The sequence below is a fragment of the Streptomyces sp. NPDC021224 genome (genome assembly GCF_044332905.1).
Classification (GTDB): Bacteria; Actinomycetota; Actinomycetes; order Streptomycetales; family Streptomycetaceae; genus Actinacidiphila.
The window spans coordinates 58,606-80,975 of the sequence record NZ_JBIRPW010000022.1 but is presented as its reverse complement, the minus strand read 5'-3'; the positions used below and the strand labels follow the sequence as shown (position 1 = coordinate 80,975).

Here is a 22,370-nt window from a genome sequence, read left to right as displayed (position 1 = left end):
CCCCGCGCCCCTGTCGGGCGCCGACCTACGTCGTCAGCTCGCCCGCCGAGCGGATCGCCCACGTCAGAAGGGCCTCCGGGAGGGCCACCGGGGGGAGGGGGAGGCCTGAGCGGGTTCGGAGGGTGAAGACGCGGGTCTCGCCGGGGAGGAGGGTGACGAGGGACTCGTCGACGAGGAGGTCGGACGGGGAGACCCCGAGCGCACCGGCCAGCCGGTCGGGGAAGGCGCACACGTCGCGCAGCAGCGTGTGCGCCGTCACCGTCAGGTGCACCGCGCCGTCTCCCGTGGAGGCGATGACGGTGCGGGCGGGGGGCGGGGCGGTCAGCGCGCGGTCGGGGCGGTAGGCCCACGTCGTACGGGCTGCGTCGGTGTCGACGACGAGCAGCTCGCCCAGGGGGTCCGTCGGCGCGGCGAGTTCGGGGCCGAGGGGGACGTGGAGGAGGCCGCCCGCGGGGCAGGTGAGGTCGAGGAGGGCGGCGGCCAGCTCCGTGCCGTCGAGGGTGACGCGGCGGACGTGCACCGACGGGTGCCAGGCCGCGGACGAGTCGTTGACCAGGGTGAGTTCGAGACCGGCGGGGCCGGTCGGGTCGTGGGTGGGGCCGGGGACGGCGGGGTGGACGGTCGCCAGCCGCGGGGCGAAGGCGTGCCGGAGCGCGTACCAGAGGGGTTTCTCGACGCCCGCGGAGTCGACCGCGGACCAGCTGATGGCGGGCCAGCAGTCGTTGAGCTGCCAGACGACGGCGCCGGCGCAGCGGTCGCGGGAGCGCAGCCATTCGACGCCCGCGGCGACCGCGCGGGCCTGGACGAGCTGGGTCGCGAAGTGCCAGTCGGCGCCCTCCGCGGGGGCGGGGAAGTGCGGCTGGAGGCCGCGGGTGAGCTTGTGCATGCCGTCGATGGCGCGCAGGTGGTGGCGGGTCAGGGGGGACGCGGGGCCGGGGGTCTCGCCGTCGAGGACGCGTTCGAGGGTGGTCCAGGCGGCGGGTCCGCACCAGCCCATCTCGGAGACGAAGGACGGGTCGTGGTCGCGGTAGTGGACGTAGTCGGCGTCGTTCCAGGCGTCCCACAGGTGGCTGGGGCCGTGTGTGACGGCGGCCGGGTCGGCGTCGAGGCTGCCGGACCACGGCGAGTTGGGGACGTAGGGGCGGGTCGGGTCGAGGCGGGCGAGGACGCCGGGGAGGACGTCGAGGTAGTAGGCGGCGCCCCAGCCGCGTTCGCCGATCTGGTCGGTCCAGCCCCAGTGCCGGTGGCCGAGCACGGTCTCGTTGCCGCCGCACCACAGGACGAGGCTGGGGTGCGGGGCCATGCGGGCGACGGCCTGCTCGGCCTCGGCGGTGACGAGGGCGGCGGTGTCGTCGTCCTCGCTGTAGGCGGCGCACGCGAAGAGGAAGTCGTGCCAGACGAGCATGCCGCGTTCGTCGCACGCGTCGAGGAAGTCCTCGGTGGCGAAGTGGCCGCCGCCCCAGATCCGCAGCAGGTTGGCGTTGCCCGCGAGGGCCTGGTCGATGCGGGTGGCGACGCGCTGCGGGGTGGCGCGGCTCGCGAGGGTGTCGTCGGGGATCCAGTTGTAGCCGCGGATACGCACGGTGCGGCCGTTGACGACGAGCGCCCAGCGGGCGCCGGTCGCGTCGGGGGTCTCGTCGAGGGCGACGGAGCGGACCCCGAAGCGTACGGACGTCTCGTCGAGCGGTTCGCCGTCCAGCTCCAGCCGGGCGCGCAGCCCGTAGCGGGGCTGGGCGCCGAGGCCCACCGGCCACCACAGGTCGGGGGCGTCGAGGGAGAAGGTCACGACGGCCTCGCCGTCCTCGCCGACCCAACCGGCAGCGTTTCCGGCGGGGCGCCCGGCCGGGTCGGTCAGCTCGGCCAGGACCCGGGCCCCGGCGGGCGCGTCGGCGGCCACGTGCACGGTGACCTCGGCGCTGTCGTGGCCGGGCGCGAGGGCGACGAGCGGGCGGACGTGGTCGATCCGGCCCGCGTACGTCTCCAGCCGGATGCCGCGCCAGATGCCCGCGGTGACGTAGTGCGGGCCCCAGTCCCAGCCGAAGTTGGCGGCGGCCTTGCGGACGTGGGCGTAGGGCTCGTCGTACGGGGAGGGCAGCGGGCCGTGCGCGCGTTCGTGGGCGAGGGCGGCGTCCCAGGCGGAGGCGAAGCGGACCTCGATCTCGTTCTCGCCCGCGCGCAGCAGGCCGTCGAGCGGGAAGCGGTAGCCGAGGTGCTGGGAGCGGGCGGACCCGGCGTGCCGCCCGTTGACGTACACCTCGGCGACGGTGTCGAGGCCGTCGGCGACGAGGTCGGTGCGCGCGCCGGGAGCCGAGGTCCAGGTGAAGGTGCGGCGGTAGGCCCACTGCGAGCGGCCGACCCACTCCTGCGCGGCCTCGCCGAGCCCCACGTCGGGGTCGGCGAGCAGGCCCGCGGCGAGCAGCGCGGTGTGCACCTCGCCGGGCACCCGCGCGGGCAGCGCCGCCCCGCGGACGGCGGCGGGCGCGGTGTCCGGGCCGCCGGTCCAGCTGAGCTGCCAGGTCCCGCCGAGGTCGTGCCGTACGGCGGCGGCCCGGTCGGGGGTGGTGGAGGTGTGCGTGCTGAGTGTCATCCCTTGACTGCCCCTGCGGTGAGTGCTTCCTGCATACGGCGGCTGGCGAGCGAGTAGGCGACGTACACCGGCAGGAGGGTCAGCACGGTGCCGGCGGTGAGGACGCCGAAGTCGGTCGCGTCGGACACCAGCGTGGGCAGCGCGACCTGGGCGGTGCGCAGGTCCGGTGCGGTGCCGGTGATGGTGAGTGAGAAGAGGTATTCGTTCCAGAAGGTGAGCAGTTGGAGGATCGCCACGCTGACGACGCCCGGCATGGCGATGGGCACGAAGACGTTGACGAGCAGCCGCCAGTTGCCCGCGCCGTCCAGCGCCGCGGATTCCACGAGGGCGGGCGGCACGGTCCTCATGAACTGCGTGAGCAGCAGCACCGACAGCGGCAGCGCGCTCGCGGGCAGGAAGAGCATCTGGAATTCGCGCGTGTAGAACATGTGCAGCTTGATCGCGAGGATCACGGTCGGGATCAGCGCGGCGAACGGCGGGATCAGGAAGCCCGCGGAGAACGCGCCGGTCACGATCCGGCTGAGCCGGTTGTCGAGGCGGGCGAGCGCGAAGGCGGCGGGCAGCGCCAGACCGAGCGTCAGCACGATGGCGACGGCGGAGATCAGCGCGGAGTTCAGCAGCGCCTGCCCGAGGTGGGCGGTCCGCCACGCGGTGCGGAAGTTGCCCCACAGCCAGTCCTTCGGCAGCGCGAAGGGGTGGGTGAAGATCTCGATGTTCGTCTTGAGCGCGCTGACCAGCAGGTAGTAGAGCGGGGCGGCGAGCAGCAGCGCGTACACCCAGGACAGCGGTACGGCGAGCAGTCCGCCGCCGCGCCGCCGGGAGCGGCGGACGGTACGGGTGGTCGCGGCGCTGCGGGCGTGCGCGTGCGGGCGGGCGGAGGTCGTCGTCATCGGGTCTTCTCCAGGGGGCTGCGCAGCAGCGCGCGGATCAGCAGCATCCCGGCGACGCCGATCAGCAGCAGGACGACGCCGACCACCTGGCTGTAGCCGAGGTCGCTCTGCGAGAACGCCTTCTCGTAGACCAGGTAGGACAGCGTGGTGGAGGAGGTGCCGGGGCCGCCCTTGGTGAGCAGCAGGATGAGCGCGGCGGACGTGAAGAGCGTCCACAGGAACTGCAGCATCGTGAGGGTGCGGACGTAGTCCTTGACCATCGGGAAGGTGATCTGCCACATGATGCGGAAGCGCCCCGCCCCGTCGAGCCGGGCGGCCTCGATGACGTCGCCGGGCACGCTGGACAGGCGCGCGGCGAACAGCACGGCGGTCCAGCCGACGCCGCGCCACAGGTCGATCGCGATGAGGCTGGGCAGCGCGGTGGCCGGGTCGGCGAGCCAGGAGTGCGCGAGGGAGTCCAGGCCGAGGGCGTTGAGGGCGCCGTTGGCGCCGCCGTCCGGGGACAGCACGCCGTAGAAGATCATGCCGGTCACGGAGATGGAGATCAGGCCGGGCGAGAAGTAGAGGATCGACAGCACCCGGTAGCCGCGCGGCTTGGTGCTCAGGTGGTAGCCGAGCATGAAGGCCAGCGGGATCATCACCGGGATGACGACGGCGACCTGCACGGCGCTGTTGCGCAGCGCGTCGTGGAAGACCTCGTCGCCGAAGACGTGCCGGATGTTCTCGGCGCCGACGTAGCTCGGGTCGTAGATCAGCCCCTTCCAGCGCAGCGTCGCGATGACGAACATCGCCACCAGCGGGCCGACGGAGAAGACCGCGAACCACACCAGGGACGGGACCGTGAGCCACAGCAGGCGGGGGGTGTTGAGGCCGCCGGGGCGCCGGCGGCGGGCTCGGCCGGAAGTGGACGGCGGTGCGGCGCGGGTGCCGCCGGCCAGGATGCTGGTGGATGTCATGAGCAGGCGTTTCTTTCGGCCGGGGCGGATGCCGGGCGGTACGGGGGCGGGCGGCGTCGTGCGGGAGCGGGCGTCTCACGGGAGCGGGCTTCGCGCGGCAGGGGCCGCCGTCCGGTGCGTGGCGGCGGCCCCTCCCGCGGGGCTCAGCTCTTGGTGGCGTCGTCGAGGCCCTTGCAGATCTTGTCGGCGGAGGACTTGCCGTACGCCCCGGTCAGGACCTGGATGATCGGGTCGGACGCGGCGCCGATCCACACGTCGGGCACCACCGCGTAGTCGACCGAGCCGTCGAGCTTGAGCGACTGCGACAGCAGCGGGTCGGTGGCGTAGGAGGAGAAGTCGCCGGTGGTGGGCGGCAGGATGCTCGCGTCCTTGACGAAGTCGCCGACCGTGGCGTCCGCGTAGAAGGAGGTGATGAACTTCTTGACGTTGTCGATGCGGTCCTTGGACGCGCCGCGCTTGGTGATCATGAAGCCGACGCCGGTGAAGCCCTGGAGGGCGGTCGGCTGCCGGTGGACGGAACCGGCGGGTATCGGCAGGCCGGCCAGCGTGGTGTGCGTCTCGATACCGGTCTTGGAGCCCTTGGCCTCGGTGTACGCCCAGGAACCGGCCGACATCATCGCGGACTTGCCGGAGTAGAAGGAGGCGTACATCGCGTCGGCGTTCAGGCCCGCGGCGTGGTCGGCGAAGACGCCCGCGTCGCGCAGCTGCGTGAAGAGCTGGATGCCCTTCATGACGGACGGCGTGGCGCAGTAGCCGCCGCTCTGCATGACCTTCTCCATGGTCGCGGCGTCCGTGTAGGACTCGGCGAGCTGGTAGAAGAGCTTCTGCCCGGTCCAGTCGTTGCCGCCGACGGTGAGCGGCTGGATGCCCTTGGCGCGCAGCTTCTTCGCCGCGTCGATCAGCTCGTCGGTGGTCGCCGGGATCTTGTCGACGCCCGCCTTCTTCAGCAGGTCGGTGTTGTACCAGACCGGCCAGCTGAAGCCGGAGAACGGCAGGCCCTGGAGCTTGCCGCCGGGCTTGCCGCCGACCCGCCACTCGTCGAGCGCGGCGGGCTTGAGCTTGTCGGCCAGGCCCCACTGGGTGACGTAGTCGTCGACGGGGACGGTGACGCCCGCGTCGAGCCAGCCGAGCGTCTTGTCGTAGAGGTTGACGATCACGACGTCCGGCGACTTGCCTGCGGCGACCGCGTTCTCCACCTGGTCGTCGATGGTCTCCAGGCCGTCGGTGGCGTTGATCTTGACGCCGGTCTTCTCGGTGAAGTCCTGGAAGACCCGGGACTGCGCGGCGGCCGCGGAGTTGCCCGCCGTCCAGCGGGTGACGACGTCGATCGAGTTGCTTTTGCCGGTGTCGCCGCCCGCCTGGTCGCCGCTCGTGCCGCACGCGCTCAGGGCGAGGGCGAGGGCGCTGACGACGGACGCGGCCACGACGCGCACGGCGGCCCGGGGCCTGGTGCGGTGGTCCATAGAGCTTTCCTTTGCTGGGAACGTACGAGCGTGCGCGGCCTGCGGCGGCCGGGCTGACCCACAGAGTCGCGGAGGCCGGGGGCGGTGTCAATAAGAAAGATTAGTAATCTATTAAAGAGCCGGATACCCGCAGGTGAACACAGGGAACGCTGCGTGCCGCCGCGTAAGGGAGCCTCAGAGGCGGCCGCGGACCACCAGGCGCGCGGGCGCGGCCCGTACCGTCGTCGCGGGCTCCCCCGCCAGCGCGCCCGCGAGCGTCGCCCCGACCAGCTCCCCCAGCTCCTGCACGTCATGGCTGACCGCGCTCAGCGGCGGGGCGGCGAGCTGGCACAGCGCGGAGTCGTCCCACGCCACCAGGGACAGGTCCGCGGGGACGGCGAGGCCGAGGCGGGCGGCCTCGTGCAGCGCGCCGAGCGCCATCACGTCGTTGTCGAAGACCACCGCGGTCGGCCGGTCCTCCAGCGCGGCCACGGCCGCCAGCGCCCGCACCCCCGCGCCCTGCGAGTAGTCGCCCTCGAAGGCGGTGGTGCGCACCCCGTGCTCGGCGGCCGCGGCCTCGAAGGTACGGCGGCGGATGATCGTGTGCGCCATGGGCGCGGGCCCGGCGACGTGCCCGAGGTGGGTGTGCCCCGCCCCGACCAGTTCGGCGACCACGCCCCGCATCGCCACGTCGTCCTGCGTCCACACCGCGGGCAGCCCGCCCGCGGTGACCGGGTCGCCGATCACGACGCACGGCAGGCCCAGCTCGCGCACCAGCTCCACCCGCTCGTCGCCGGGCAGCAGGTCGATGAGGACCACGCCCTGCACCTGGCCCAGCCGCGCCCACGCCCGCATCCGGTCGGCGGCCTGCTGCACGGTGGCGACGACCTGGAGCAGCACCGGCACCCCGAGCGGGACGAGCACGCGCTCGATCCCGGCGATGAACTCGTGGAAGAACGGCTCGGCGCCCAGCACCTCGGCGTCCCGCACGAGCGCCAGGCCCACCGGCACCCCGCGCCGCGGCCCCCGGGGCTCTTCCGTGCGCTCCGCGTCGGCGGCCATGGCGTCCTCCTGGTCGGTCGGCCCCTCCGGCACGGATAACCTCGCCGGTAACGTAGTCGTGCGACAGCGTACGGCGAGGCGAGAGGTGGTCGAGGGTGGCCCGACGGGAGTCGGCGGCCGCGGGTCCCGGCAGCCGCGCGCTCATCGTCGACCTCATCAGGTCGTCCGGCCCGATCAGCAGGGTGGAGCTGGTGAACGCCACCGGCCTCACCCAGCCGACCATCTCCAACATCGTGCGGCGGCTCATCGACGACGGTGTGGTGCGCGAGACCGGCGACACGGTCGCGACCCGCGGCAAGCCGCGCGCGATGCTGGTCATCAACTCCCGGGCCGCGTACGGCGTCGGCATCCACGTCGGGGCTGACGCGCTGACCTGCGTCGTCACCGACACGCGGGGCGGGACGGTCGGGCGCCAGCTCGTCGCGGGACCGGGCGCGGCGCCGGAGGGGGAGGGCGGCGACGCGGCCGGGCGGCTCGCCGGGCTCTACCGGGACGTCACCGAGGGGCTCGGGCTGGAGCCGCAGAGCGTGGCCGGGCTCGCGGTCGTCGGACCGGGGCCGGTGGACGTGGCGCGCGGCGGCTTCCTCGCACCGCCCGGCCTGCCGCAGTGGGCGGGGCTGGACCTCGCGGGCGCGCTGGCGGGCGAGCTGGGCGTGCCGGTGCTGGTCGACAGCGACGCGGCGGCCGCGACGGTCGGCGAGTTCTGGGGGCGGCAGGTCTCCCGGGAGCGCACCTTCGGCTGCCTCTACATGAACTCCGGCATCGGCTCCGGTGTCGTACTGGACGGCTCGCTGCACCGCGGGGCCAGCTCCAACGCGGGAAAGATCGGACATGTGGCCGTCCAGCGGGACGGCGAACCCTGCCCGTGCGGCAACCGCGGCTGCCTGGAGCTGTACGCGGCACCGCGGGCGGTCGTCGCACGGGCCCGCGCGGTGCCGGAGCTGGCGGAGCGGCTGCGGATCCGGGCCGGCGACCCGGACGCGCGCGCCTTCGACGTCCTGGCGCGGGCGGCGATCTACGGGGACGAGCCGGCCCGCGCACTCGTCGACGAGTCGGCGGCGCTGCTCGCCGAGGGCGCGGTGGCGCTCGCCAACCTCTGGGACCTGGACACCCTGGTGCTGGCCGGGCCCGGTTTCGCGGTCGCCGGGTCGATCTACGTGAGCGCGATCCGGCAGCGGCTGGCGGAGCGGGCGTACACCCGGGACGTGCACGGGGTGGGGGTCCATCTGTCGAGCAACCCGCGGGACGCCGCCGCGATCGGCGGGGCCGCGCTGGTGCTCCAGGGTTCGGTGGCGCCGGGCCACGGGCCGCAACTGGCCGCGCGCGGCCAGGCGTAGACCGCGGCCGTATCCCCGCGCGGATCACGGCCGTACCCCCCGCGCAGACCGCGGCCGTATCCCCGCAGCCCCCCAACAGCGGGCACTTTCGTCCGATGTATTGCCGCGCCTTCGGGGCGCCGGTACGGTGCACGACCGCCAGACGTTGCCGCCGGACGACGGCCGTGACTTCAATAGATTAATTAAGAAACTAAGTCAGGAGTTCCTGTGAGAACGGGACGCACCCGCAGGAAACACCAGGCCGGGGGCCTGGTCAGGACCCTCACCCGGATATGCGCGACGCTCGGGGCAGCCGCCCTCGCCGTGCTCGCGCTGCCCGCCGCGAGCCCCGCGCACGCCGCCGACGCCCCGCGCGTCATCCACGTCGCCAAGAACGGCAACGACGGCAACGCGGGCACGCAGACGTCGCCGTATCTGACGATCAACCACGCCGCGCAGGTCGCCCAGCCCGGCGACACCGTCGTGGTGCACGCCGGGCTCTACCGCGAGACGGTCAAGCCCGCCCGCGGCGGCACCGACGAGCAGCACCGCATCACGTACACCGACGCGGGCGACGGCGAGGTCACCGTCAAGGGCTCCGAGGAGATCAACTCCTGGACGCACGGCAGCGGTGACGTGTGGAGCGTGACGCTGCCCAACAGCTACTTCGGCGACTGGAACCCGTACGCCCAGGGCCAGCCCAACGGCGGCGGCGGGGGCACCTTCGCGGGCTACACCGCCGGTGACGTCTACCTCGACGAGACCGCGTACTACGAGAAGCCCTCGCTCGCGAACGTGCAGAGCGCGCCCGGCACCTGGTACTCCGAGGTCGGCTCGTCCAGCACCACCGTCTGGGCCAACTTCAGCGGCGCCGACCCCAACGCGCGCCTGGCCGAGATCAACGTCCGGCGGCAGGTCTTCGCCCCGGACGTGTGGGGCCTCGGCTACATCACGGTGAACGGCTTCACGATCAAGCACGCCGCCAACACCTACTCGGACTTCCCCGACAGCCCCGACCGCCGCCAGGCGGGCGCGATCAGCGTCTACGGCGGGCTGAAGTGGATCATCGAGAACAACATCGTGATCAACGCCCGCACCATCGGCATCGACATCGGCCTGAGCAACGACACCTGGGCCGGAAACCGGCCGGGCACCCCGCGCACCGACTTCCACAACACCAGCGCCTACGGCTCGCACATCGTGCGCAACAACTACATCGCCAAATGCGGGCAGTCGGGTATCGCGGGCGTCTTCTCGTGGCATTCGCAGATCCTCTACAACATGATCGAGGACACCGACTACCGCAACGAGTTCAGCGGCGCGGAGACGGCCCCGATCAAGGTCCATTACATGAACGAGGGCCTGATCAAGGGGAATTACGTCAAGAACTCCAAGGGCAGCAACTCCGCGGGCATCTGGACCGACTGGGGCAACCAGAACGTCCGCATCACCGGCAATGTCGTGATGAACAGCCCCTGGGGCTACTACGCCGAGGCGGTGTTCGGCCCCGTCCTCGTCGACAACAACGTCTTCATCGGCAACAGCGACATCCGCACCCTCGACGCGACCGGCGTCGTCTTCGCGAACAACCTCTTCCTCGACAACGGCACCATCCACAACGACGGAAGCGGCCGCGACGCGTACTACTTCCAGCCCGGCACGATGAACGAGACGACCGCGCTCACCTCGCCGGAGAAGTTCTTCTGGCTCAACAACCTCGTCCAGGGCTCGGCCCTCCCGGACAACGCCGCCGACAAGACCCAGGTGAAGGAGGGCAATTCGACCGGGACGCTCAGCAACGTCCACTACACGGCCACCAACACCGGCATGTCGCTGAGCTTCGACCTCGACGCGTCCGGCATCCAGGGCAACACCCCGGTCACCCGGGCCCGGGTGGGCACCATCCCGCTCGCCAACCAGCAGATCGCCGCCGACGTGACGACCGACTTCTTCGGCAAGCCCGTCGCCTCCACCAACACCATGGCCGGGCCCTTCGCCGCCGCGCACGGCGGCAGCAACACCTTCACCCTGTGGCCGCCCGCCGGGCAGACCGTCCCGACCCCGCCCGCACCGCCGGCCGGGACCCCGGTGAACCTCTCGCTCGGCGCGAACGCCAAGGCCACCGCCTCCTACCAGGACGGCACCTACCTGGCCGCCAACGCCATCGACGGCAACAGCGCCTCGCGCTGGTCCAGCGACCACAGCAACGACCCCAACGCCTGGCTGCAGGTCGATCTCGGCGCGGAGTACGCGGTCACGACCGCGCGGCTGGACTGGGAGGCGGCGTACGGGAAGGCGTACAAGATCCAGGTCTCGGACGACGGGAGCCACTGGACGGACGCGTACTCCACCACCACCGGCCAGGGCGGCACCGAGACCGCCACCGTCAACCGCAACGCCCGCTACGTCCGCATGCAAGGCGTCACCCCGGCGACCCAGTACGGCTACTCCCTCTACGAGTTCGCGGTCTACGGCACCCCCGTCACGGGAGCCGCGGGCGGCGCCACCGTCTACGGGGACGCCAACTACGGCGGCCCGTCCGCCGTCCTCGCCCCCGGCAGCTACGACCTCGCCGCCCTCCAGGCCAGGGGCATCGGCAACGACAGCATCTCCTCGATCCGCGTCCCCGCGGGCAGCACCGTGACCGGCTACGCGGACGCGGGCTTCTCCGGCACCGCGTGGACCTTCACCGCCGACACCCCCGACCTCACCGCGACCGGCAACAACGACCTCATCTCGTCCCTGCGCGTCACCTCCGGCAGCTGAGGAGCGAGCCCCCCATGAATCCCCCACCCGCCCACCGGACGCCCGGCGGGAGAAGGCTGCTCGGCGTCGCCGTGACCTTCTTTTTCCTGCTGCTGGCGCTCGCCCTCCAGGCGTCCGTCTCGCACGCCGACTCCCCCGTCAACCTCTCCCGCAACCCGGGCACCCGGGCCGTCGCCTCCTACCAGGACGGCGCCTACACCGCCGCGAACGCCATCGACGGCAGCACCGCCACCCGCTGGTCCAGCGACCACAGCAACGACCCGAACGCCTGGATCTACGTGGACCTGGCGGGCAGTTACGCCGTCACGTCCGTGACCCTCAACTGGGAGGCGGCCTACGCGAGCGCGTACAGGGTCCAGGTCTCGGACGACTCCGTGCACTGGACGGACGCCTACTCCACCACGAGCGGCCACGGCGGCACCGAGACCGCGGCCGTCAACAGAAGCGCCCGCTACGTCCGGATGCAGGGCGTCACCCCGGCCACCTCGTACGGCTACTCGCTGTGGGAGTTCGCCGTCTACGGCACCGCCACCACCGGCGGCTCCGGCGCCGTGGGCTCGCCGACCGTCGCGCCCTCCACGACCTACCCGGCCAGTTACGACGACTGGCAGGACGGGCTGCTCGCCGGCAACGGCAAGCAGGGGGTCATCGTCTTCGGCAACCCGCGCAACGACACCGTCGTCTTCGACGACAAGGACTTCTTCATGGCGCGGACGGAGGCCCACCCGCACCGCACCTTCAACACCGTCAGCCAGGGCGACATCGACACGATCCGCAACGAGCTGATCGCCGGGCAGTACCAGCAGGCCAACACGCTCGCCGCGAACGTGCAGGGCTACCAGGGCGGCGGCGAGGGCAGCAAACACCCCGGCTACAAGATGACCATCCAGATGCCCGACGCCGGGGCGATCAGCAACTACGTCCGCTCCACCGACTACAGCGCGGGCGTGGTCAAGGTCAACTGGAGCGACAGCAAGGGCGCGTGGGAGCGGGACTCGTTCGTCTCCCGCACCGACGGCGCCACCGTCCAGTACCAGGCGGCCCCGCCCGGCCAGAAGGAGACGATGACGCTGGGGCTGTCCGTCGACCCGGGCATGCACCTGCTCGACAAGGGCGTCACCTTCACCGACAACTCCACCACCGACTACCTCGACATCCGCGCCAAGTACCCCAGCGGCAGCTACAACGCGGGCTACGAGGGCGTCACCCGCATCGTCAGCGACGGCACCCGCAGCATCAGCAACGGCCAGGTGACGGTCGCCAACGCCAGCTATGTGCTGCTGCTGTCGCTCACCCAGCGCTACAACGGCACCTACAACGGCGGGGTCCCGGCCGAGCAGGAGTGGAACCGGAACCTGCTCCAGCAGAAGCTGGCCGGGCTGAGCACCGACTACCCGACACTCCTCAACCGCCACACCGGCGCGCACAGTTCGGTCTTCGGCCGCGTCTCGATCGACTTCGGCGCCACCCCCGCCGACCGCGCCAAGTCCACCGAGCAGCTGCTCGCCGAGCAGAAGTCGTCCGCGACGCCGATCCCCGCCCTCTACGAGCGGATGTTCTACGCCGGGCGCTACCACCTGCTCGGCTCCAGCGGCCCCACCGAGGCCCCCGACCTGCTCGGCAACTGGACGGGCGACAGCAACGTCGGCTGGGACGGCTACTACCACCTCGACGCCAACCTCAACCTGCAGATCTCCAGCGGCAACATCGGCAACATGCCCGAGGCGATGGCCGGTTACTTCTGGCTCAACCAGCAGTGGCAGAAGGACTTCGAGACCAACGCCAAGAAGCTGCTCGGCACCCGCGGCATGCTCACCGGCGGCAACACCCCCAACGGGGAAGGCCTGATCTCCAACATCAACTACGACTACCCCTACCAGTACGTGACCGGCGGGGAGTCCTGGCTGCTGGAACCCTTCTGGGAGTACTACGAGGTCACCGGCGACAAGACCTTCCTCGCCGACAAGTACTACCCGCTGATCCGCGACATGGGCGACTTCTACGAGGACTTCCTCGTCAAGAAGGACGCGAACGGCAAGTACATCTTCGCCGGGTCCATCTCGCCCGAGAACACCCCGCCCGGCGGGACACCGCTCGCCGTCAACTCCGTCTACGACATCTCCGGCGCCAAGTTCGCGCTCAGCACGCTCATCCAGACCGCGAAGACCCTCGGCCGCGACGCCGACAAGATCCCGGTGTGGCAGGAGAAGCTCGACCACCTGCCGCCGTACCTGATCAACAACGACGGCGCGCTCGCCGAATGGGCATGGCCCGACCTGGAGAACAAGAACAACTACCAGCACCGGCACAGCAGCGGCCTCATGCCGGTGTGGCCCTACCGCGAGATCACCCCGGAGTCCAACCCCGCCCAGTTCAAGGCCGCACAGGTCTTCCTGGCGAAGAAGGACCAGGGCGCTTACGAGAACGCCGGGCACGGACTGCTGCACGGCGCGCTCATCGCCGCCGACCTCGACCAGGCCGACTCCGTCGGCGCCAAGCTGCTGCGCTTCGCCAAGGACGACTACTACTACAGCAGCATGGCCACCTCCCACTACAACGGCCACAACACCTTCGCCACGGACGTCGTCAACTCCGTGCCCACGGTGATGATGGAGATGCTGGCCGCCACCAGCCCCGGCACCCTGGAACTGCTGCCCGCCCTGCCCAAGGGCCTCGACAAGGGCTCCATCTCCGGGATGCTCGGCAAGAGCCAGTTCACGATCGACAACCTGACGTGGGACACCGCCGCGCACACCGCGAAGGTCACGCTCACCTCGAAGATCGACCAGAACCTCACGCTCATCCAGCGCGCGGGCATCACCTCGATCACGGCGACCGGCACGACCGTGCAGAACTCGCCGCTCGGGACCATCGCCCGGGTGCTGCCGCTCCAGGCGGGCAAGCAGGTCACCGTCAACCTCACGATGGCCGCGCCCAGGGCCAATCTGGCGCTGAACAAGCCCGCTTCGGCGTCGTCGCAGTCCAGCGCCGACCAGTCCGCGGCGAAGGCCTTCGACGGCGACCAGGCCACACGGTGGAGCGCCAACCAGGACCCCAACAGCTGGATCCAGGTGGACCTCGGCAGCACGCAGAACCTGTCCGAGGTGGATCTGTCGTGGGAGGCGTCCTACGCCAAGTCCTACACGATCCAGGGCTCCACGGACGGCACGACCTGGCACACCCTCTACAGCCAGCCCACCTCGGGCGGCGGAACGGAGAAGATCCCCGTCAGCGGGCAGGCACGCTACGTCCGCATGCAGGGCAGCCAGTTGTCTGGGCAGTGGGGCTACTCGCTCTACGAGATGCAGGTGTTCGGCTGAACGACGGGGCCCTCCGCGCGTGCGCGGAGGGCCCCGCAGCTCCCCGTCAGCCCTCGTCCTCCACCAGCAGCCGTGCGTAGACGCCCATCGAGCGCTGGTAGCGCGGCAGATGGGGCGCGAGCGCGCCGACCGTGAGCGAGACCGCCTCCCGGGCCCGCCCCACCTCCGTGAGGGAGAGGGCGAGAACGCACACGACAGCGTCGTCCAGGTGGTCGCTGGTGCGCTCGCGCTCCTCGGTCAGCAGCGCGACGCTCTCCTCGGCGCGGCCGAGGTTCCGCAGCGAGCTGGCCATCTGGATCACCGCCCGGCGGCGGCGCTCCCCGGGCACACCGCCCGCGAGCGCGGCACGGTAGAGCGGGACCGCCTTGTCGGAGTGCCCGGTGGAGTCCCAGGCCGCGGCCCGCTCGAAGAGCCCCGTGGGATCGCCGTCCGGCAGCTCGGCGACGAGCGCGTCCACCGCCGCCCGGAAGTCCTCCGCCGACGGGTAGCCGTCGATCTCCGCCCACAACGCGACGTCCCGCCGCTCCCACTCCTCGGCAGGCGCGGGGGCGGGGCTGCCCGGGTAGTCGTTCATCGCTGCTCACACTCCAGTTCACGGTGTCCGCCGCCCCTCACCGGGCCCGGCGCCGCCATCCTGCGAGCCCGCCCGCACGGCCCACCACTCATTCGGCCCTCGCCGAATCACTTCTTGTACGGTAGGAGCGCCGTCCCCGTCCGCGCGCCGGTTCCCTGCCGCCGCCGCGCGGGGCCCTCCGGGGTCCCCGCCCGACCCGGGCCCACCGCACACCCGAGGAGGTGCCCGCCGTGACCACCCTCCGCTTCGGACCCGACGACCTGCTGCGGTGCCGCTTCGCCTACTCCCCCGCCTTCGAGACGCTCGCCGCCGTACGCGTCGCGACCGGGCCGCAGCCCCCCGGGCACCACGCACGCTGGCTCGCCGAGACCGCACCCCGCCTCGCCGGACTCGACCTGCGCCCCCTCACCCTCCTCCAGCCGCGCCGCGGCTACACCCCCGACTTCCTCTCCCCACCACCCGACGCCGGCGTCGACTCCTTCGCCGCCGACCTCGCCCGTATCGCCGCGACCCCGCCCGAGCAGGCCCGCACCGAGATCGCCCGCTCCCTCGCCGACACCCCGGGCGCCGCCCGCACCGCCACCGGCCGACTGCTGCTCGGAGGCGAGCCCGCCGACGTCGTCCGCATGCTCGCGGACACCGTCCGGGCGGCGTGGCAGGCCCTCGTCGAGCCGTACTGGGCCCGGACCCGGGCGCTGCTCCAGGCGGACATCGCCTACCAGAGCGGACGGCTCGCCGCCGGAGGCCTGGACCGGCTCTTCGCCGAACTTCACCCGTCCGTGCGCTGGCACGACGGTGTGCTCACCCGCGAACACGGCGGGTCCGACCACCGCGACCTCGTGGGCGAAGGCCTCGTCCTCGTGCCCAGCGCCTTCAAATGGGACCAGGTCGTGATCGTCCTGGACCCGCCCTGGCAGCCCACCCTCATCTACCCCGCGCGCGGCATCGGCACGCTGTGGCAGCCGCCGGGCACCTCGGCGGACGCGGCCGCCGCGCTCGGCCGCCTCATCGGGCGCACCCGCGCGCGCCTCCTGACCGCCCTCACCGAACCCGCCTCCACGGCGTGGCTCGCCCACCACCACGGGGTCGCTGCCGCGACGGTTTCCGAGCACCTCGCCGTCCTCCGCGCGACCGGGCTCGTCACCTCCACCCGCCACCACCACGAGGTCCACTACCGCCGCACCCCCCTGGGCGACACCCTCGCCCAGGGATGAGCGTCGCGCCGCCGCGCGGGGCCCTCGTTTTCAGGGGCGCGGGGAACTGCGCTCCCCCAGAGCTTCGCCTGGGAGGTGCCCCCAGCCCCCACCGGGGCGCGGGTAGTCAACCGACCCGGGGGAGCAGTTCGGTCCGATCCGGACCACCGGCCGGTGGGGGCGGGCCGCAGGCCCTCCGCGGGGAGGGGTGGGCTCACAGGAGCGTGATCGTCACCTCGTGGAGGCGGGTGGGGTCGGCGATCACGTCGATGGATGTGATGCGGGCCGGGCCCGTCGCGTCCTCCTCCGTGAAGGAGAAGGCGAGCACCAGGCGCAGCCGCCCCGCGGGGGCCATGACGAGGCCGGGGCGGCCGTCGACGAGGGCGATCTCCGTGAAGGCGACGCGCGCGGCGGCCGCGGAGGCGCCGTGGGCGACGCGCTCGCGGCCCCGGATGTGGACCGGCTCGGGCGTGGGGCCCGCGGCACGGTCGGCGTGCAGGACGACGTCGGGGTCGAGGACCGCGAGGAGGCCTTGCAGGTCGCCGCCACGGGAGGCGGCGCGGAACGCCTCGACGAGCCGCTGCTGCCCGCCGGTCGCGGGCGGCGGCGTGGACGCGCCGCGGACCCGGCGCCGGGCGCGGCTCGCGAGCTGCCGGGCCGCGGCCGGTGTCCGCTCCGTGAGCGCGCCGATCTCGTCGAAGGGCACGGCGAACATGTCGTGCAGCACGAACGCGACCCGCTCCGGCGGCGTGAGCGTGTCGAGCACGACCATCATGGCCAGGCCGACGGAGTCGGCGAGGACCGCCTCCTCCTCGGGGTCGCGCGCCTCGTCACCGGCCGCCGCGGGCTCCCGCAGCAGCGCGTCGTCGAGCGGGTCCTCGCGGTGGGTGGCGCGCGAGCGCAGTACGTTGAGGCAGATCCGGCCGACGACGGTGGTCAGCCACGCGGGCAGACTGTCGATGCCGTCCGCGCCCGCACGGCTCAGCCGCAGCCACGCCTCCTGCACGGCGTCGTCGGCTTCCGCGGCGGAGCCGAGCATGCGGTAGGCGACGCTCCGCAGCCGGGGCCGCTCCGCCTCGAACTGCTCGGCCGACAGGGCGCTTTGGTCCATCGGTCACATTCCCCTTCTGCCGCGGGTCATCACGGTAACCTGCCGCACGGCGGCCCACCGAAGAGGAGTGACGTCCACATGTCGAACACCGAGAAGACCCCCGCGGCCCCGATCCTGCTGACCGGCGGGACCGGCAACCTGGGGCGGCACGTACTGCCGCTGCTGCGTGAGGCGGGGCGTACCGTGCGCGTCCTGAGCCGGTCGGCGCACGCGTCGGACGACGACGGCGTCGTGTACGTGACCGGCGACCTGTCGCAGGACGGCGACCCGGGGACGGCCGGGGCCCTGGAGGGTGTGGAGACCGTCGTGCACCTCGCGGGCAACCCGAAGGGCGACGAGGTGACGACCGGTCACCTGCTGAAGGCCGCGGTCGCGGCGGGCGGGGTGCGGCACTTCCTGTACATGTCGGTCATCGGCGCGGACCAGGTCCCGTTCGGCTACTTCCGCAGCAAGATCGCGGCGGAGGAGGCGGTCATCGCCTCGGGGCTGCCGTACACGATCCTGCGGGCCGCGCAGTTCCACGACTTCGCGACGAACATGTTCAAGACGCTGGCGAAGTCGCCGGTCATCCCGCTGCCGGGCATCATGCGCGCGCAGACCGTGGACGTACGCGACTGCGCCGAGCGTGTCGCGGCCCTCGCGCTGGGCGAGCCCGCGGGCCGCGCCCCCGACCTCGCGGGTCCGGCCGTGCACCCGCTGAACGACCTGCTGCGCGACTACCTCAGGGCGACGGGCAAGCGCCGGCTGGTCCTTCCGGCGCCGATGCCGGGCAAGGCGGGCCGCGCCTACCGCGACGGCGTCAACCTCACCCTGGAGGGCGCCGACCTCGGCACCCGCACGTGGGAGGACTTCCTGGCCGAACTGGTGCGCTGAGGCCGCGCGGTCCGGCCCTCGGGCCGCGTCCACGGGGAACAGGGCCGGCCGGAGCGCCCGCAGCCGCCAGGGCGCGGCCACGGCTCCGTACCCCGTGACGCGGCCCGGCCGCGACCGCGAAACGCGCCGCCGGCGCCCTGGGCCGACCGTCCGAGGGGGCGCGCACGGCGTCACCGGGCGCCCCCTGTCCGCGCCGGGAGTGACCCAGCACCACCCCGCCGGGTGATCCTTTCCCGTGTCGCTGGCATATGCCGTACGCATGGTCCTACTGTCGGACCACGGCCGGTCGCCCCAGGCGCCCAGCTTCCCCCGGACGGCCGGGCGGCGCGTTCCCACTCCCCCGTCGGGCGCGCCGCCCGGTCCCATCGCGGTGTCCGAAAGCCGCCGGAAAGCGGGCTTCCGCGACGGCAGGGTGGAGGGCATGAGCACTGATGACACACGCACTGACCTGCACGGGCGGATCGAGCCCGGCATCCTCTACTGCGGCACGCCGGTCGTGCTGCTCTCCACCCGCAACGAGGACGGGACGGCGAACCTCGCGCCGATGTCGTCGGCCTTCTGGCTGGGCTGGCGGGGGATGCTGGGGCTCGGGGCGCGGTCCCACACGTCGATGAACCTGCTACGGGAGCGGGAGTGCGTACTGAACCTGCCGGACGACACGCTCGCCGACGCGGTGGACCGGCTGGCGCTGACCACCGGGCGGAATCCCGTACCGGAGGGCAAGGCGCTGCGCGGATACCGCCACGAGGGCGACAAGTTCGGGCGCGCGGGGCTGACCCCGGTGCCCTCGGAGACGGTCGCGCCGCCGCGGGCCGCGGAGTGCCCGGTCGCGATGGAGGCCGTGGTGGAGGCCGTGCACCCGCTCGCCGAGGACGACCCGGAGCAGCGCGGCGGCATCCTCGTCTTCGAGGTGCGGATCCAGCGGGTGCTGGTGCACGACGCGATCCGTGTCCCCGGCACCGACGACCACATCGACCCCGACCGCTGGCGCCCGCTGATCATGAGCTTCCAGCAGCTGTACGGGCTGGGGCCGCGGCTGCGCGAGTCCACGCTCGCGCGCATCCCGGAGCGGATGTACCGCGGCCCCGACATCGAGCGCTCCCGCCTGGCGGGTGCGGCCGACGCGCTCAGGGGGTGAGTGCGGCGGCCAGCCGGGACATGCCGTAGGAGAAGGAGCGGTCGACGTCGCCGCCGAGGTTGAAGGCGTCGGCCAGCTCCATGCTGATGAAGCCGTGCGCCCACGCGGTGACGGTACGGGCCGCCTCCAGGGAGTACTCGGGGCCCGCCAGGACCTCGGTGACCTGGAGGACGGGGGCGGCGGCGCGGGCCAGCAGGGCGACGTCGGGGCGGGCGGGCGCCGGGGTGTCGGCGAAGACCAGCCGGTAGGCGGCGGGGCGGGCGTGGGCGAACGCCCGGAAGGCGCGCAGCAGCGCGGCGAGGGTCTCGCGGGGGTCGGCGGCGGGCAGCACGGCCTGGAGTGTGCGTTCCAGGTCGGCGAGCGTGGCCTCGGTGACGAGCCGGACGAGGGCGTCGCGGTTGCGGACGCGCTTGTAGAGGGAGGGCGCGCGGACGCCGACCCGCTCGGCGACGGCCTGCATGGTGAGCCGGTCGAGGCCCTGCGTCTCCAGGATGTCGCGGGCCGCCGCGACGATGGCGTCGAGCGAGGTGCGTTCGGGTGTCGGCATGCGTGCTGCTCCTTCCGGCGGGGCCGCGCCCGTGCGGCCCGCCCGTCGTGTGCTCTCCATCATAGCTATGGACAGTAGCCATGATGGCTATGTATCGTAGCCATCAAGAACGGCTCACGAGGAGACGCACATGAAGCTCGGTCAGCACCTGCACCGCATCGGCAACGACATCGTGGCCGTCTATCTGGTCGTCACCGACGAGGGCGTCACGGTCGTCGACGCCGGGCTGGCCGGCCACTGGGGGGAGCTGACCGCCGAACTGGCCACCCTCGGCCGCACCCCCGACGACATCCGCGGCCTCGTCCTCACCCACGGCGACACCGACCACATCGGCTTCGCCGAGCGCCTGCGCCGCGACCACGGCGTCCCGGTGTACGTGCACGCCGCCGACGCCGCCCGCGCCCGCGGCGAGGTCAAGACCAAGCCGGAATGGGGGCACGCCAAGGTCGGCGCCACCGCGGGCTTCCTCTGGTACGCGGCCCGCAAGGGCAGCCTGCGCACGACGTACCTGACCGAGGTCACGGAGGTCGCCGACGGCGACGTGCTGGACCTGCCCGGCTCCCCCCGGATCGTCGGCATGCCCGGCCACTCGCCCGGCAGCATCGCCGTCCACGTGCCCCTCGCCGACGCGGTCTTCGTCGGCGACGGCCTGACGACCCGCCACGTCCTCACCGGACAGCACGGCCCCCAGCCGGCCCCCTTCACCGACGAGCCCGACCAGGCCCTCACCTCCCTCGACCGCCTCGCCGCCCTGGACGCCACCTGGGTCCTCCCGGGTCACGGCACCCCCTGGAACGGCGGCACGCAGGAAGCGGTGCGCCAGGTCCGCTCGGCGGGCCACTGAGGCGAACGCCCCCGGACGCGGGGGCGCCCGCAGCGGCTTCCCGGAGCGTGCCGCGCGGCAGGGGGCGGCCTTGACACGTGGCGGGTGGCCGCAGAGTCTGAGCAGGGCGTGCCCCGGGGCGCATGAGCCGGCGCAGCATCACATCCGGCGCGCGCCAGGGGGGTTCGGGCGGTGCTCGGGGGAAGGCCGCGCGGAGCCGCACCGCGGGCGGGCGGGCCGCCGCGGAGCCGCACAGCCGAGGAGGAGCCGTCATGCGCGGGCCAGACGCGTATCCGACCGTCTCAGGAGTCGCGGCGGCGGCGCGACTGCTCAGCGCACGGCACCCCGACCTGGTCCGGATGCGGCTGGCCGGGGAGTCGCGGACCGGCCGCCCGCTGTGGCTGCTGTCGGTGGGGCACGGGCGGCGGCACGCGCTCGTCGTGGCCGGGCCGCACGCGGACGAACAGGCCGGCGGCGGCACCGCGCTGTGGCTCGCCGAGCAGGCCGTCGCCGACCGGGAACGCCTCGCCGACGCCGACCTGACCTGGGACCTGCTGCTGTGCCTCGACCCGGACGGCACCGTGCTCAACCAGACCGGACCGGCCGGGCGCCGCCCGCCCGCCGTCCACTTCCGGCACACCTACCGCCCCGCCGCCCGCGACCAGCCGGAATGGGCGAGCACCTTCCGCGCCCCCGGCGACGAACTCCCCGAGACCCACGCGCTCCTGGACCTCATCGACGAACTGCGGCCCTTCGTGCAGTGCACCCTGCACGGCACGGACGTGGGCGGCGCCCGGGTGCAGCTGACCGGGGAAGTGCCGGGCCTGGCCGAGCCGTTCGGGAAGTACGCGGCCGAGCTGGACGTGCCCGTGCAGACCGGCAGCTACGACGCGCTCTTCTGGGACTGCGCCGGCCCCGGCGTCAACCAGCTCCCGGACGGCCCCGGGCGAGAGCGGCTCGACGGCTCCACCTGGTCGCGCCCGCACCGGCACGGCGGGCTCACCGCCGCCGTCGAGGTGCCGATGTGGGCCACCCGGCTCGTCGCCGACCCGGCGCCGCACCCCGAGCCCGCGACCGCCCTGCACGCGCTCGCCGACCGGCTGCGCAAGGACGGCACCGCGCTCACCGGCAGCCTGGACCGCGCGCTGCCGCTGCTCGGCGACGCGGCCGCCCCCGACGCACCGGACGGCTGCGCCGCACTGCTGCTGCGCGGCGTCGAACAGGCCGTCGGCGCCTTCGCGGCGCTCGCCGCGGACTACGACGCGCTCGCCGCCGACACCCCCGTACCGCTCACCGTGGCGCACCTCGCCGCCCTCGACCTCGCCGCCCGCCGCCTGCCGCTGCGCGCCGCCGGAATGCTGCTGCGGCTGCTCGACGCGCAGCCGCTCACCGACCCCGACCCGGTCGCCGAACCCGGCCGGCTGCGCGCCCGGCTCGAACGCCGCCTGGACGCGGGCGCCCGCGAGCTGGTCATGGGCACGGACGCGCGCTGGGTCCCGGTCTACGAACAGGTCGAACTCCAGGCCCGCACCGTCCTGGCCACGGTGGACCGGCTGCTGTGACACCCGCGCCGGACGAACCGGAACCCGGCCCCGGACAAGAGCCGCAAACCGTTGCTGCCGGGCGCCTTGACAGCCCCTCGGGTCCGCCGGAATCTGACAGGACGCGGGAGTCACCCGGGGTGAGTGCTCGACTCCCGTGCGCTAGTGCCAGTGAGCACGAGAAAAGGGGGAGCCACCATGACGAAACGCCTCGTCGTACGACGGCTGAAC

The 22,370-nt window shown here is 72.9% G+C and carries 16 protein-coding genes; 8 read left to right on the top strand and 8 right to left on the bottom strand.

Features of this window, described 5'->3' with window-relative positions:
* Positions 1–25 precede the first annotated feature (25 nt).
* The 5 genes from ACH4PY_RS34005 to ACH4PY_RS33985 all read right to left on the bottom strand — a co-directional run bounded on the left by ACH4PY_RS34005 (position 26) and on the right by ACH4PY_RS33985 (position 6,970).
* Positions 26–2,587, bottom strand: coding sequence for a glycosyl hydrolase 2 galactose-binding domain-containing protein (locus ACH4PY_RS34005; RefSeq protein ID WP_398192081.1), 2,562 nt, complete (start codon positions 2,585–2,587; stop codon positions 26–28).
* Entirely contained in the window at positions 2,584–3,477 is an 894-nt protein-coding gene (locus ACH4PY_RS34000; protein WP_398192079.1) for a carbohydrate ABC transporter permease, read from the bottom strand. Before ACH4PY_RS34000 ends, ACH4PY_RS34005 begins: the two co-directional genes overlap by 4 nt.
* Positions 3,474–4,433, bottom strand: coding sequence for a carbohydrate ABC transporter permease (locus tag ACH4PY_RS33995; protein ID WP_398192077.1), 960 nt, complete (start codon positions 4,431–4,433; stop codon positions 3,474–3,476). Before ACH4PY_RS33995 ends, ACH4PY_RS34000 begins: the two co-directional genes overlap by 4 nt.
* Before the next feature lie 143 nt (positions 4,434–4,576).
* Positions 4,577–5,896 carry an ABC transporter substrate-binding protein gene (locus ACH4PY_RS33990; RefSeq protein ID WP_398192075.1) on the bottom strand — a complete coding sequence of 440 codons (1,320 nt, stop codon included), beginning with the start codon at positions 5,894–5,896 and terminating at the stop codon, positions 4,577–4,579.
* Positions 5,897–6,070: 174 nt separating this feature from the next.
* Positions 6,071–6,970: a LacI family DNA-binding transcriptional regulator gene (locus tag ACH4PY_RS33985; RefSeq protein ID WP_398192073.1), complete on the bottom strand. Its 900-nt coding sequence runs from the start codon at positions 6,968–6,970 to the stop codon at positions 6,071–6,073.
* A 62-nt stretch (positions 6,971–7,032) separates the two neighbouring features.
* Here ACH4PY_RS33985 and ACH4PY_RS33980 point away from each other — a divergent pair, with 62 nt between their 5' ends.
* The 3 genes from ACH4PY_RS33980 (at position 7,033) to ACH4PY_RS33970 (ending at position 14,339) form a co-directional block, all read left to right on the top strand.
* The gene (locus tag ACH4PY_RS33980; protein ID WP_398192071.1) at positions 7,033–8,274 is read left to right on the top strand and encodes an ROK family protein; all 1,242 of its coding nucleotides are present in this window, start codon (positions 7,033–7,035) and stop codon (positions 8,272–8,274) included.
* A gap of 207 nt (positions 8,275–8,481) precedes the next feature.
* Positions 8,482–11,019 (top strand): discoidin domain-containing protein, encoded by a 2,538-nt coding sequence (locus ACH4PY_RS33975; RefSeq protein ID WP_398192069.1) that lies wholly within the window; start codon positions 8,482–8,484, stop codon positions 11,017–11,019.
* Positions 11,020–11,033: 14 nt separating this feature from the next.
* A complete protein-coding gene (locus ACH4PY_RS33970; protein ID WP_398192066.1) occupies positions 11,034–14,339 on the top strand; it encodes a glycosyl hydrolase family 95 catalytic domain-containing protein in 3,306 nt (1,101 codons plus the stop codon).
* Between the two features lie 46 nt (positions 14,340–14,385).
* Here the strand turns inward: ACH4PY_RS33970 and ACH4PY_RS33965 are convergent, their stop codons facing one another.
* Positions 14,386–14,913: a tetratricopeptide repeat protein gene (locus ACH4PY_RS33965; RefSeq protein WP_398192064.1), complete on the bottom strand. Its 528-nt coding sequence runs from the start codon at positions 14,911–14,913 to the stop codon at positions 14,386–14,388.
* Positions 14,914–15,143: 230 nt separating this feature from the next.
* Between ACH4PY_RS33965 and ACH4PY_RS33960 the strand changes: the two genes are divergently transcribed.
* On the top strand, positions 15,144–16,127 hold the full coding sequence (locus tag ACH4PY_RS33960) for a DUF5937 family protein (RefSeq protein ID WP_398192062.1): 984 nt from the start codon (positions 15,144–15,146) through the stop codon (positions 16,125–16,127).
* Between the two features lie 193 nt (positions 16,128–16,320).
* Here the strand turns inward: ACH4PY_RS33960 and ACH4PY_RS33955 are convergent, their stop codons facing one another.
* Complete coding sequence (locus ACH4PY_RS33955) at positions 16,321–17,217, bottom strand: sigma-70 family RNA polymerase sigma factor (RefSeq protein WP_398192060.1); 897 nt, start codon at positions 17,215–17,217, stop codon at positions 16,321–16,323.
* A 78-nt stretch (positions 17,218–17,295) separates the two neighbouring features.
* On the opposite strand from ACH4PY_RS33955, the gene ACH4PY_RS33950 reads away from it, so the two are divergent.
* Together ACH4PY_RS33950 and ACH4PY_RS33945 are read left to right on the top strand one after the other, a co-directional pair.
* Positions 17,296–18,090 (top strand): SDR family oxidoreductase, encoded by a 795-nt coding sequence (locus ACH4PY_RS33950; RefSeq protein ID WP_398192058.1) that lies wholly within the window; start codon positions 17,296–17,298, stop codon positions 18,088–18,090.
* Positions 18,091–18,511: 421 nt separating this feature from the next.
* Entirely contained in the window at positions 18,512–19,228 is a 717-nt protein-coding gene (locus ACH4PY_RS33945) for a flavin reductase family protein (RefSeq protein WP_398192057.1), read from the top strand.
* Here the strand turns inward: ACH4PY_RS33945 and ACH4PY_RS33940 are convergent.
* Positions 19,218–19,775, bottom strand: coding sequence for a TetR/AcrR family transcriptional regulator (locus ACH4PY_RS33940; protein WP_398192055.1), 558 nt, complete (start codon positions 19,773–19,775; stop codon positions 19,218–19,220). The genes ACH4PY_RS33945 and ACH4PY_RS33940 overlap by 11 nt on opposite strands.
* Before the next feature lie 130 nt (positions 19,776–19,905).
* Between ACH4PY_RS33940 and ACH4PY_RS33935 the strand changes: the two genes are divergently transcribed.
* Together ACH4PY_RS33935 and ACH4PY_RS33930 are read left to right on the top strand one after the other, a co-directional pair.
* Positions 19,906–20,619, top strand: a complete 714-nt coding sequence (locus ACH4PY_RS33935; protein WP_398192053.1) for an MBL fold metallo-hydrolase — start codon at positions 19,906–19,908, stop codon at positions 20,617–20,619.
* 251 nt (positions 20,620–20,870) lie between these two features.
* On the top strand, positions 20,871–22,160 hold the full coding sequence (locus ACH4PY_RS33930) for a M14 family zinc carboxypeptidase (RefSeq protein ID WP_398192051.1): 1,290 nt from the start codon (positions 20,871–20,873) through the stop codon (positions 22,158–22,160).
* Positions 22,161–22,370 lie beyond the last annotated feature (210 nt).

Coding starts and splice junctions, on each gene's coding strand:
- ACH4PY_RS34005 (WP_398192081.1), bottom strand. CDS start 2,587: ATGACACTCAGCACGCACACCTCCACCACCCCCGACCGGGCCGCCGCC.
- ACH4PY_RS34000 (WP_398192079.1), bottom strand. CDS start 3,477: ATGACGACGACCTCCGCCCGCCCGCACGCGCACGCCCGCAGCGCCGCG.
- ACH4PY_RS33995 (WP_398192077.1), bottom strand. CDS start 4,433: ATGACATCCACCAGCATCCTGGCCGGCGGCACCCGCGCCGCACCGCCG.
- ACH4PY_RS33990 (WP_398192075.1), bottom strand. CDS start 5,896: ATGGACCACCGCACCAGGCCCCGGGCCGCCGTGCGCGTCGTGGCCGCG.
- ACH4PY_RS33970 (WP_398192066.1), top strand. CDS start 11,034: ATGAATCCCCCACCCGCCCACCGGACGCCCGGCGGGAGAAGGCTGCTC.
- ACH4PY_RS33965 (WP_398192064.1), bottom strand. CDS start 14,913: ATGAACGACTACCCGGGCAGCCCCGCCCCCGCGCCTGCCGAGGAGTGG.
- ACH4PY_RS33955 (WP_398192060.1), bottom strand. CDS start 17,217: ATGGACCAAAGCGCCCTGTCGGCCGAGCAGTTCGAGGCGGAGCGGCCC.
- ACH4PY_RS33950 (WP_398192058.1), top strand. CDS start 17,296: ATGTCGAACACCGAGAAGACCCCCGCGGCCCCGATCCTGCTGACCGGC.
- ACH4PY_RS33945 (WP_398192057.1), top strand. CDS start 18,512: ATGAGCACTGATGACACACGCACTGACCTGCACGGGCGGATCGAGCCC.
- ACH4PY_RS33940 (WP_398192055.1), bottom strand. CDS start 19,775: ATGCCGACACCCGAACGCACCTCGCTCGACGCCATCGTCGCGGCGGCC.
- ACH4PY_RS33935 (WP_398192053.1), top strand. CDS start 19,906: ATGAAGCTCGGTCAGCACCTGCACCGCATCGGCAACGACATCGTGGCC.
- ACH4PY_RS33930 (WP_398192051.1), top strand. CDS start 20,871: ATGCGCGGGCCAGACGCGTATCCGACCGTCTCAGGAGTCGCGGCGGCG.